Genomic DNA, 14,115 nt, shown 5'->3' with positions numbered 1-14,115 from the left:
TTATCTGTTGATGTATAGGTAACCGGCTTTATTTAAATTGTCACCATTGTTATTATACTTGATTATATAGAAATAAGTACCTACAGGTAACTTCGAGTCGGTTGATATAGTTACCCTTCCGTTAGAAACTCCTTTAAAAGTATTCGTAACATTATTGTAACCGTTCATTTCATAAACCAATACACCCCATCTGTTATAGATTTGTACCGTATTGTTAGGATATGACTCTATATTATCTATTAAGAACTCATCATTTGTACCATCATTATCCGGTGTAATGATTTCATTGATAACAGAAATACCTGTCTCTACCAATTCTGGATCACAACCTGCTTCTAAGGTTGGAACACCGTTCAATGAATCACAAGGGTTAAGCGGATCTGTACCGTCTGTTATCTCTTGTCCATCTACGATAGTATCTCCATCTGTATCTGCAACATCTGGATCCGTACCGATCGCCAATTCTTGAGAAGTTGTAAGACCATCTTCATCACAATCGGAAATCAAATAATCACCACCTTGTTCCAAGGTTATGCTACCTTCATTGTAATCACAAGGATCTTCCGGATTGGTATCATCTTCAAGCTCTTGCCCGTTAATTACACCATCGCCATCACAATCGGCAACTAAGTAATCACCTGAGAAATCAAGCGTAATATTTTCTATTACGTAATCACAAGGGTCATTCTTATCCGTACCATCAGCTTCTTCTTGCGTATCAAGAACACCATCGCCATCACTATCACCTATTTCTCTAAAGTTCACTTCTGGTGTGGTAGCGTCGTCGTCGTTATCCGTACCGTCAGCACCCGTATCCAAATCATTGTTTACATCGTTACCCGGAGTCCTGTCAAACCCGTCATCCAATCCATCATTATCAGAATCAATACCTGTAAAAGTACCTTCATCTGTTTCATCAATGTCTAGAACACCGTCATCTTCAGAATCAAGGTCCAAGTAATCTGGAGTTCCGTCACCGTCCGTATCTTCTGGAACCAATCCACCTGGATAGTTGGTATCCAACCCTACTTCATCAAAAGTATCGGCAGGAACAATATACGCCAAGGTAGGCTGTGCTTCTACGTTATCTGGAATACCATCATCATCCGCATCGATATCCAAGAAGTTAGCTTCACCTGTACCATCTGTATTTGGAGGAACCGTTCCTTCTGAACTATCTGCTTGACCATCAGTATTTGCATCAGCAAATCCAGAATCATTAGCATCTATAACACCGTCATTGTTTGTGTCAAGTGCACCATTACCTGATTCCACTACATCTGTAATACCATCATTATCAGCATCAATATCAAATTGGTTAGGGATACCGTCACCGTCAAAATCGAACGCTGGTTCAGTTGTTCCGTTTACATCACCAATTAATGGATCGTTAGGATCATCATCGGAATGGTTTGGAACACCATCATTGTCATCATCCGCACTTGGATCAATTCCATTGGTCTCCACTAAATCAGCTATACCATCGTTATCGTCATCCAAATCAATTGTATCAGGAATACCATCTTGATCGAAATCTAAGATATCTCTAAAATCTACCTGAGTTAAATCGGCATCATCTTCGTTATCCGTTGCAATGGCACCTGTATCCAGATCATTGTTGACATCATTACCAACAGTATCGTCATAGGCATCGTTTAGACCATCTGAATCTGCATCTGCCAAAGGATCAGTTAACGTTCCTTGTCCCGCTTCAAGAGCATCAGAAACACCATCGGCATCTGAGTCGTCATCCAAATAATCAGGAATACCATCCATATCCGTATCTTCTGGAACCAATCCACCTGGGTAATTCGTATCCAATCCGGTTGCGTCAAAAGCATCTGCTGGTACGATATACGCATCAGTAGGTTGTGCTTCTACGTTATCTGGAATACCATCATCGTCTGCATCGATATCCAAGAAGTTAGCTTCACCTGTACCATCTGTATTTGGTGGAGTCGTTCCTTCTGAACTGTCCGCTTGACCATCAATATTCACATCAGCAAATCCAGAATCATTAGCATCTATAACACCGTCATTATTTGTATCAAGGTCACCGTTACCAGCTTCCACAACATCTACGATACCATCATTATCCGCATCAATATCAAAGTGGTTAGGGATTCCGTCACCGTCAAAATCGAACGCTGGTTCCGTAGTTCCGTTTACATCACCAATTAATGGATCGTTAGGATCATCATCGGAATGGTTAGGAACACCATCGTTATCATCATCTGCACTTGGGTCGATTCCGTTAGCTTCATCTAAATCTGAGATACCATCGTTATCATCATCAAGATCTACTGTATCTGGAATACCATCTTGATCAGTATCTAGCATTGACCTAAAGTCAACCTCAGCCATATCTGCATCGTCTTCGTTATCCGTTGCTATTGCACCAGTATCCAAATCATTGTTTACATCGTTACCTACTGTATCATCAAAAGCATCGTTTAATCCGTCATTATCAGCATCTGCTAAAGGATCTACAAGAGTTCCTTGTCCAGCTTCCAACATATCTGAAATACCATCATCGTCAGAATCATCATCCAAATAATCAGGAGTTAAATCTGTATCCGTATCCTCAGGTCTTAATCCGTTCGGGTAATTTGTATCTACACCATTTGGACTAAAAGTATCGGCAGGAACAACATAACCAGTTGTAGGTTGTGCCTCTACATTATCTGGAATACCATCGTCATCCGCATCGATATCCAAGAAATCTGCATTTCCGGTTGTATCGGTATTCAGTGGTGTTGTACCTTCTGAACTATCTGCCTGACCATCATTATTGTTATCTTCAAAACCAGTATCGATATTGTCGATTACACCGTCATTGTTAGTATCTAAAGCATCATTACCAGCTTCATATACATCAAATATTCCGTCATTATCCGCATCGATATCAAAGTGATTTGGAATACCATCACCGTCAAAATCGAACGCTGGTTCCGTAGTTCCGTTTACATCTCCAATTAATGGATCGTTAGGATCATCATCAGAATGGTTTGGAACACCATCGTTATCGTCATCTGCACTTGGATCGATTCCGTTAGCTTCATCTAAATCTGAGATACCATCGTTATCGTCATCAAGATCTGCTGTATCTGGGATACCATCACCATCAAAGTCCAATACCGATCTAAAATCAACTTCAGCTACATCAGCATCATCTTCGTTATCCGTTGCTATTGCACCAGTATCCAAATCATTGTTTACATCGTTACCCGGAGTATCATCAAAAGCATCGTTTAATCCGTCACCATCAGCATCTGCTAAAGGATCTGTTAACGTACCTTGACCCGCTTCTAACATATCTGAAATACCATCATCGTCAGAATCATCATCCAAATAATCAGGAGTTAAATCCGTATCTGTATCCTCAGGTCTTAATCCGTTCGGGTAATTTGTATCTACACCATTTGGACTAAAAGTATCGGCAGGAACAACATAACCAGTTGTAGGTTGTGCCTCTACATTATCTGGAATACCATCGTCATCCGCATCGATATCCAAGAAATCTGCATTTCCTGTAGTATCCGTATTCAGTGGTGTTGTACCTTCTGAACTGTCTGCTTGACCATCATTATTGTTGTCTTCAAAATTGTCATCAACACTATCGATAACACCGTCATTATTAGTATCTAAAGCATCATTACCCGCTTCGTACACATCAAATATTCCGTCATTATCCGCATCGATATCAAAGTGATTTGGAATACCGTCACCGTCAAAATCGAACGCTGGTTCCGTAGTTCCGTTTACATCACCAACTAATGGATCGTTTGGATCATCATCAGAATGGTTTGGAACACCATCGTTATCATCATCTGCACTTGGATCGATTCCGTTAGCTTCATCTAAATCTGAGATACCATCGTTATCGTCATCAAGGTCTACCGTATCTGGAATACCATCTTGATCGAAATCCAATACCGATCTAAAATCAACTTCTGTCAAATCTGTATCATCTTCATTATCCGTTGCTATTGCACCAGTATCCAAATCATTGTTTACATCATTACCAGGGGTATCATCAAAAGCATCGTTCAATCCGTCACCATCAGCATCTGCTAAAGGATCTGTTAACGTACCTTGACCCGCTTCTAATGCATCACTAATTCCGTCGTTTTCAGAATCCAAGTCTAAATAATCTGGAGTTAAATCCGTATCCGTATCCTCTGGTCTTAGACCATTAGGATAATTTGTATCAACACCATCTCTATTGAATGCATCTGCAGGAACAACATAACCTGTTGTAGGTTGTGCCTCTACGTTATCTGGAATACCATCATCATCGGCATCTATATCCAAGAAATCTGCATTTACTGTAGTATCCGTATTCAGAGGTGTTGTACCTTCTGAACTATCTGCCTGACCATCATTATTGTTGTCTTCAAAATTGTCATCAACACTATCGATAACACCGTCATTGTTGGTATCTAATGCATCATTACCAGCTTCGTACACATCAAAGATGCCGTCATTATCCGCATCGATATCAAAATGATTAGGAATACCATCACCATCAAAATCGAATGCCGGCTCTACAGTTCCGTTCACATCACCAACTAATGGGTCTGCAGGATCGTCATCTAAATAATTTACGATACCATCATTATCATCATCTGCACTTGGGTCAACCCCGTTAGACTCATCTAAATCAGAAATACCATCATTGTCATCATCTAGATCAACGATATCCATAATACCATCTTGGTCACGATCTAATATAGATCTGAAATCGACCTCAGCGGTATCTAAATCATCTTCGTTATCCGTTGCTATTGCACCAGTATCCAAATCATTGTTTACATCATTACCAGGAGTATCATCATAAGCATCGTTCAATCCGTCACCGTCGGCATCAGCCAATGGGTCTGTGATTGCACCTTGACCAGCTTCTATGACATCTGGCGTACCATCAGCATCAGAATCTGCATCTAAATAATCAGGCGTTAAATCTGTATCCGTATCCTCTGGTCTAAGACCATTTGGATAATTTGTATCAACACCATCTCTATTGAATGCATCTGCAGGAACAATATAACCTGTTGTAGGTTGTGCCTCTACGTTATCTGGAATACCATCATCATCGGCATCGATATCCAAGAAATCTGCATTTCCTGTAGTATCCGTATTCAGTGGCGTTGTACCTTCTGAACTATCTGCCTGACCGTCATTATTATTATCTTCAAAATTGTCATCAATACCATCAATAACCCCGTCATTGTTAGTATCTAAAGCATCATTACCCGCTTCGTACACATCAAAGATGCCGTCATTATCCGCATCGATATCAAAGTGGTTAGGAATACCGTCACCGTCAAAATCGAATGCCGGCTCTACAGTTCCGTTTACATCACCAACTAGTGGATCAGCAGGATCGTCATCTAAATAATTTACGATACCATCATTATCATCATCTGCACTTGGGTCAACCCCGTTTGATTCATCTAAATCAGAAATACCATCATTGTCATCATCTAAATCAACAATATCCATAATGCCATCTTGGTCACGATCTAATATAGATCTGAAATCGACCTCAGCAGTATCTAGATCATCTTCGTTATCTGTTGCGATTGCACCTGTATCCAAATCATTGTTTACATCTAAACCTGGAGTATCATCAAAAGCATCATTCAACCCGTCACCGTCAGCATCAGCCAAAGGATCTGTCAATGTTCCTTGTCCGGCTTCAATAATATCTGGCGTACCATCATCGTCAGAATCAGGATCCAAGTAATCAGGAATTAAATCATTATCAGTATCCGCAGGTGTAATTCCGTTTGGATAATTAGTATCTAAACCTTCAGTGTCAAAAGCATCATCTGGAGCATCATAAGCTGCCGTTGGTTGTGCTTCAACATTATCTGGAATACCATCATCATCTGCATCTATATCAATATAGTTTGCACCACCTGTTGTATCTGTATTTAATGGCGCAGTACCTTCTGTAGCATCTGCTTGACCATTATCATTTGCATCTAAGAATACATCATCAGTACTGTCAATAGCTCCATCATTATTGGTATCTAAAGCACCTGTACCATTTTCAACTACATCTAGAATACCATCATTATCAGCATCTATATCTAAGTGGTTAGGATTAGCATCACCGTCAAAATTATCTATTGGTAAAGCTGTACCAGGACCATCTGTAGCCGTTGGTGTTGTATTATCATCTGTATCTGCAATATCTGAAAGTCCGTCACCATCTGCATCAGCAATAGTTCCTGTTCCGATAACACCATCGTTATCCGGGTCAGAACCACCTGCTTCCGTTACATCTGGAATACCATCATTATCAGAGTCTGTATCTATTCTATCATCAAATCCGTCACCATCGGTATCAGGACTTTCTAAAGGAGTACCTGGAGTAGTTGCATCTGCAGGATCAACACTATCTGCCAAGCCATCACGGTCTGTATCCGTAGCGAAAGTATCTATAACACCGTCATTGTCCGCATCTGGACCACCAGCTTCTGTTACATCCGGAATACCATCGTTATCAGAATCTAAATCTATTCTATCTTCGATACCGTCACCATCAGAATCTTCATCTGGTAAAGGAGTCGCTGCAATTTCATCTGCAAGTCCGTCATTATTCGTATCTGTCATAGACGTTGGGTCACCAGGGGTTGGATAGTCTATATGACCGTCACCATCATCATCGGTTCCACCAGCTTCTATTGAATCTGGAATACCATCATTATCAGAATCTAAGTCAATACTATCTGGAATACCGTCTCCGTCTGTATCGCCTGTTTCATCAACATCTAAGATTCCGTCATTATCATCATCAATATCCACAGTATCCATAATACCATCGTTATCAGAATCTAATATGGATCTAAAGTCGACCTCTGCAGGATCTAAATCATCTACATTATCTGTTGCTATCGCACCAGTATCCAGATCATTATTTACATCGTTACCTGGAGTATCATCAAAAGCATCGTTTAAGCCATCTGCATCAGCATCAGCTAAAGGATCTATGATTGTTCCTTGACCAGCTTCCTCTACATCACTAACACCATCATTGTCAGAATCACTATCTAAATAATCTGGAATTAAATCACCATCTGTACTTACAGGAGTTAAACCAACAGGATAGTTGGTATCTAATCCGTTAGCAGCCTCCCCATCTGCAGGAGCAATATACCCAGCGGTTGTCTGTGCTTCTACATTATCTGGAATACCATCATCATCGGCATCGATATCTAAATAGTTTACACCACCTGTACCATCTGTATTTGGTATTGGAAGTGGAGAAGCTGCTGTAGCATCATCCCAACCATCTGTTGTCGTTGTATCATCAAAACCATCTATGATACCGTCACCGTCAACATCAAGACCACCAGCTTCAGTAGTATCTGTAATACCATCATTATCTGAATCTATGTCTAAGTGATTTGGAACACTATCACCATCAAAATTATCAATTGGTAATGGAGTACCTGTGCCATCTGCCAAGTCAGTTGTCGTATTATCATCTGGATCTACAATATCTGAAAGTCCGTCTCCGTCTGCATCATCTATTGGACCAGTACCGATTCTACCATCGTTATCTGGATCTTCACCACCAGCTTCAATTACATCTGGAATACCATCGTTCTCTGAATCTAGATCTATTCTATCATCTAAACCGTCATTATCCGTATCTGGATTTGGAATTGGCGTACCAGGAGTAGTAGGGCCAACTGGGTCTACACTATCAGCAAGTCCGTCATTATCCGTATCGGTCATAAACGTATCAATGATACCATCACCGTCACCATCCATACCACCAGCTTCTATAGTATCTGTAATTCCGTCATTATCAGAATCTAAATCTAATCGATCTAAAATTCCGTCATTATCAGAATCCTCATCTGGTAAAGGAGTAGTATCTATACTGTCGGCAACACCGTTACCATCAGCATCTACAAAACCATCTACAGCACCATCGCCATCAGCATCTTCGCCACCGGCTTCTAAAGTATCTGTAATACCATCGTTATCAGCATCTAAATCTAAGTAATCTGGATTACCATCACCATCTGTATCAATTGGATCAATACCATCTGTATCTGTACCAACAACAGGAATACCTGTTAATGGGTCTATAGCACCCGGGGTATTAAAGCCACTTGTAGTTTGTGCTTCAACCGTATCTAAAATACCGTCATTGTCACTATCTAAATCGTAAGCATTAAGTATACCGTCGCCATCAAAATCACCACTATCATCAGTAGTACCATCTCCATTTGTATCAAAAACATTTGAAGTTGAATTAATTTGTACACAACCATTCTGTGGTGTACAAGGTGCACTACCTTCTGGACCATCTGTAGTATCATTATCCACTACATCTGCAAGTCCGTCATTATCTATATCCGTAATATTATCAAGAACACCGTCACCGTCTGCATCTATATTACCAGAACCACTCTCAACAATATCGGTAATACCATCATTGTCAGAATCTAGGTCTAATTGATTTGGAACACCATCGCCATCTGTATCAAAATTAATACATATACCATTTGCATTTAATCCGCCGCAAGTTGGAAAATCTGTGTCATAGTAGTTTGGAGTACCATCGCCATCTAAATCATCATCTGGATCAGGTAAGCCCATTGTTGCGCAATCCCATCCGTTAACACCATCAAAAGTAGCAGCACAGAAATCTGGATCTTCATAATCTAAAGTTCCGTCACCATCTGCATCGCCATTATATACTTCAATAACATCAGGTATACCGTCATTATCATCATCTAAATCTAATGGAGCTCCTGAAGCTACAGAAACGGGAATTAAGATAGCCTCACACTGACAATTGGAACTAGAAGGTAAAAACTCTACTATAAAATTAGTACCTGAACAAGCAGCACCAACAGTAGTGAATATAATTTCATCTGTAATTGTAGACGAATTAGGAATAGCATCAGCTATAGTACCTGTTGAGATAGCAACACCATCAATATCTCCATTTACATCCGCACAGTATACACTATAAGCATAACCTGCATCTGCATCTACAAGAGCGGTATTCTCAATATCTAACGATAAATGATATTCGTAATTATTACTGGTATCTACCGAAAAGAAGCTATCATTTGCCGTACCAACCAAAATTGGTTTTTCTAAAGGCATTATTTCATATGTAAAACCTGTTGCTACTTGAAAATCTGCACAACTAGCAGTTGAACAAGTAACACCGCCTACAGTTACATAATTTACTATCTGGACTTCTGCCGTATCATCACATATACCTTCATCGGTAGTTATAAAATCAAAGTCAAAAGTTATAGCATCTCCATCAACAACACCTGCAGGATATTCCAATATAAATTCTTGATGATCACCTACTGTAGCAATACTAACAAAAGTAGCTCCATCAGCACTGGTGAAAGATCCGTCAACATATTCTATACCTGAACGTAAGGTTACCCTTCCGAAATCAGATGTACCAGTTATACCTCCACTAATAGTAGTTTGTACAGATATATTGTCTGTAACTCCACAACCTTGTATAGGCGCTCCAAAACCTGGAAGACTTATTACACTAAAAGTAGTGTAAGGAGCTACTGCACCTAAAGCTTGTATAGAATTAGAAACTATTCTAGAACCGTTACCAGCAGCAATATCACCACATGGTTCTTCTCCGTAAACTTTAAAGGTAAATTCAGAATTCGATATAAAATCGCACTCTAATTGAATTTCAAGATCAACATCTGCGGTTCTTTCATTTATAGAGTTGACTGCAGGGTTACCCGCTATACCATTCAACGCAAGTATATTGGTATGCTCTAATAAATTCACTTTAGCAATACCATTCTCTATAGTAACAGTTACCGGTTGAGTATCAAGTGGATCAGTAGAACCTTTAGGATAAGTAACATTAGTACTTACAATAGAAATACCACCATCACCACCAGGAATAGCAAACTGTAATGACGGAAAAACTAAATCTGCCAATTGCGCACTAATTACATCTACATTAATATGAAACGGCGTACACAAATCTTGTGGTGTATTTGGTTGATTTGTAATAGCTACCTGTACTTGTGAACCTTTAGGCTCTAAAGTTATAGAGGTAGAATTTTGATAACACGTTGCCCCTACCGATTGATAATCTGTTATATCTACATTGGTATCTGGATAGCCAGGATAACCTGAACAATCCCAACCATGCTCTACAAGTACTGTTAAATCTGTACAATCTTCAAAGTCTGCTTTAAATCGTAAAGATTTTGTAGCACCCGATGCAACAGTACCAGCTTCAATCCAAGTTTTATCTCCTGATTGGTAATAGTTAACTGGTGTTTCAACACCTGCAGCAACAGAAAATGCACCTGTAATATTAATACCTACTGGTGAAGTAACCTGTAACCAATTATAGTCTACATCTTCTGGACTAGTATTACTTATGTTAGTATCAAAATCTACCGTATATGCATCCCCGTTAACCGTTGGTGCCGGTGATTGTACAATAAAAGTTGGTTGAGTATAAGTAAAAGTATTAGTACCCGAAATGCTTGCCGCTTCTGGAGCATCGGTATACGCGAAATTTTCAAAATTTATCGTGTATTGATATTGAACTGAAGCAGGAGATTCACATGTACCCATAAACTCCACGAAAAATCTAGGTTGAATCAAAGAAGTCTGATCCAGATTAACAAAACCAGGTCCTGGGGTAATTATTATTTGTCCATTACTTTCGGTAGCTATGAACTCGCCTGTTGCTGTTGAATAAGTACTACTTTCAAACTGTACAGAAGTTATATTCCCTGTAAATCTTGCTCCTTCCGGAATATCAACTACGGTATTTGTCCAGATAGTTGTTGGTCTATATTCATCTGGGTGCATATCATCTGGTCCCATATTATGTGTCCAGTATAGCACACCGTTAGATGGGGTACAACCATTAGTTGATCTAGATTGATTACTATGGTTTATACGTGGTCTAGAATAAAATGCCCTATCTCCCCAAGTATCACAACCCACTCTATTTGCGGCTGTATTTGCAGGATGATCTGTGAATCCAAAGAACTCTCCCCTTAAATTAGTTAGTTCATAATAATCAATATCATCAAAATCTTTGCTGAACTCAAAGGTTAATACCAACTCAACTATATCTTGTTCACTTGCATCTCCTTCATAATTATATGCTCCTCCTATTAAAGTTCTATCATCTGAAAGATCAAAACTCAACATATGTTCCGTAGTACCATTAGTTGTTAAAACAGGAGCATTGGTAATAGTACCAGATTGTGATGAAGTTGGTGTATCGTTTATGGTTATCTGAGCATCTATAAGGGTAATAATGTCTGCCCCACCAGCAGCCAAACTTTGCGTATTATAGGTTAAATCAAAATATAAATTGTCTAAGGAAATATTATTAATAGAGGCTGTAGTAGTAATCTGCATTTGATCACCTGCCATATATTTGTTAAGACCGCCTGTGTTGTCATCTAAAACTACTTTTGTAGACATGGTTTCATCCGTCCATCCGGCTGTAATTCTTTTAGCATCAAAACCTTCAATTGCAGGACCAACACATGGACCTGGGCAATGGGTATATATATTAATTACGCCACAATGAATATCTTGGTCCCAACATGTTTCACTAGAGCCGGTTGCTTTAAAATTTGTTGTGTAAGGTATTGCTTGTATACCGTTAGGACCACACGAAAAAGTTAATGGGAATTCTACCCAATCCTTAAATTCAACACTAACGTTATTAATGGTAGTAGTTGTATAGGTAATAGTATTACCTGTTTGTGTAAATTCTGAAGAAGCAGAAGGTTGTAATGACATACCTGTTGGCACTTCTATGGTAATACTCCATTCCGTATTACCATTATCTGCAAATATAGCATCTCCGTCGATCGTTGGTGTTCCCGTTCCATTAGCCTGCATTGATGGAGCAATTGCTATTGTAAAATCTTCATTATTTACAATATCTGTTGGCGCATCAATTTCTGTTACACTTCTATAATCCCTAATGATATTGAAGTAATTTAAGTCTATTCGTTCTGGAATTCGATCACTTTTACATTGGTCTTTAAAAAACACATCAAAATAGGTATGCTCCCATTCCAGATAATCAAACCTGCCGGTACCACAATTATCCTTAGGTGTCAATTCAAAATCAAAAGAAAGTTCTGTTGATTCACCAGGAGGTAAATCATCATAATATCCATCATTATCTAAATCATCAAAACCACCGGCCCCATCAGGATCCGATGTGAAAAAGTTTGGAGGTATTACGTTCGTTGTAGTAGTTGCGTAAGAATCACTCGTGACATTATTAGGTGTGAAAGTAGGGTTTGTTCCAAATCTAAAATTTGAAAATTGTCGAGTTTCAAAGCGCTCATAGCCCCATAAAGGATTAGAATCCGCTGTTGAAACCGGACTTCCATTTGCACCTCTACCCAAATTAATACCAACATCCAAAGCCATTGAACCAGCAGTGGCATTTGTATTTTCGATTCTCACTGTATATGTAACCGCTTCGCATAAGTCAGGGTTTGTAGATCCAACTTTGGTTACTTCAATATCCGGTACATTTGCACCAAAATTCAATGACCCGGTCTGTGGAGCTGCAGCCTGGCAAGTTTCGCCAGCATTACAACCCCAATAGGTATTATGGACTATAGCAGTATCTACACAATCATCTACTCTAAACTCTTCTTGAAATACAATAACCTCACCATTATCAAAGCAATTATCATTATTGCCGACAACTCCTGCAAAAGGAGCTGCGTTTAAATCAATTTCATAAGTCAATACTTGACCAACCGTTGAAACAGGAGTTAAGGGTGTTCCTGCATATGATAACTCATATATATCATCGACATCTTCACCAACATCTACATAATATGTAAATGTTTCTGTACAACCATTACCACCTTGCGCAATTGTTATATCTCTAGTATACGTTTCACCAACATTGGCATCAACAGTAGGTATGGCTGAAATATTTAATGAAGCTGCTAATAATGGATATGACGAAACAGTAATATCTGAATCTGAATCTGAATTTGGACCACCTTGATCTATAAAGTTAATGGTGTGGGCATCTTTAAATAACCCGCCCGAGTTTAAAAATTGTACAGCATCACAACTTGCGCTTCTATTGAACCTAAATACCACTTCATCAGCAACCTGCCATTCAGCGTTACTAGGTCGTAAAATTGTAAAAACTGGATCAGAGGGTGTACCTCCAGCTGTAAGAACATAATCACCAGAACCTGACTGTGAAGTAATACTCGCCGAATTGGCAACATACTCTACACCATCTGGTAAATCAAAAGTAATACTGAAATCTGTACAAGTTGGAAACTTACTACTAATTGTTACCTCTTCAAAAGAATCACCGTCTCCACATGTTGGCAAATTATCTGGGGAGAGAAGTACGGTATATCGATTACTATCTATCTGCGCCTGTATATCATTAGAATATAACAGCATTAACAACAAAGACAAAAAGAAAATTTTAATGGAAAACTTCATACTAGAGGTAAATATTTACATTTTTTAAGGACTACTTAAAAAGTAAGTTTAGTACTACAAAATATTTGTTATAAGCACAAATCTAGTTGAAGGCTAAAGTGTTTTATATTTTTTGTTGTGAAATGAAGATAGTTGTATGGCAAATGTTAAAAAACGTATGTGTAATATCTCCATTTTATTGCACTTTATCGATGAAGTAAGTTATAGCAGGCTTTGCAAAGGTATGTATTAAACAGTCATACTTCGCTAAAACGTAGTTTTCAAGCCAAACCCATTATCTACGGGTCTTAAGAGCCTAAATATTGAAATTCTAATTTTCCAATATCTTTGTGAGCAAGTGTAAATATCAGGCGCACCTTAAATTGGTCAACCAGTAATTCCTACAAATATTATATTAAAAAAATTGAAAAAATGTTCATACGTTCCTACAGAAAAAAGAGTGATTTTAACAAAACCTGAAGCGATTTCCAATCTTAGTATTAAAACTTGAGATACACTAAGTAATATTTAAATAAAATCTAATCATCTTTTATTTTTTTATCTTTTGTACTATATCAGTTGAAAACAAAAAAAGTGGATAGAAGCATTGCTTCTATCCACTTTTAATTA

General features: G+C 38.7%; 1 protein-coding gene. It reads right to left on the bottom strand.

All coding sequences use genetic code 11. The features are described 5' to 3' along the window. Entirely contained in the window at positions 1 to 13,506 is a 13,506-nt protein-coding gene (locus UH1x_RS15105; protein WP_482622703.1) for a T9SS type B sorting domain-containing protein, read from the bottom strand. Positions 13,507 to 14,115 lie beyond the last annotated feature (609 nt).

The organism is Maribacter sp. UH1 (assembly GCF_056839145.1).
Note: the sequence above shows the minus strand (reverse complement) of the source record. Positions and strands in the feature narration are given on the sequence as shown.

What these genes read in the sequence shown, in the direction of transcription:
- UH1x_RS15105 (WP_482622703.1), bottom strand. Translation starts at nt 13,506, where the DNA reads ATGAAGTTTTCCATTAAAATTTTCTTTTTGTCTTTGTTGTTAATGCTG.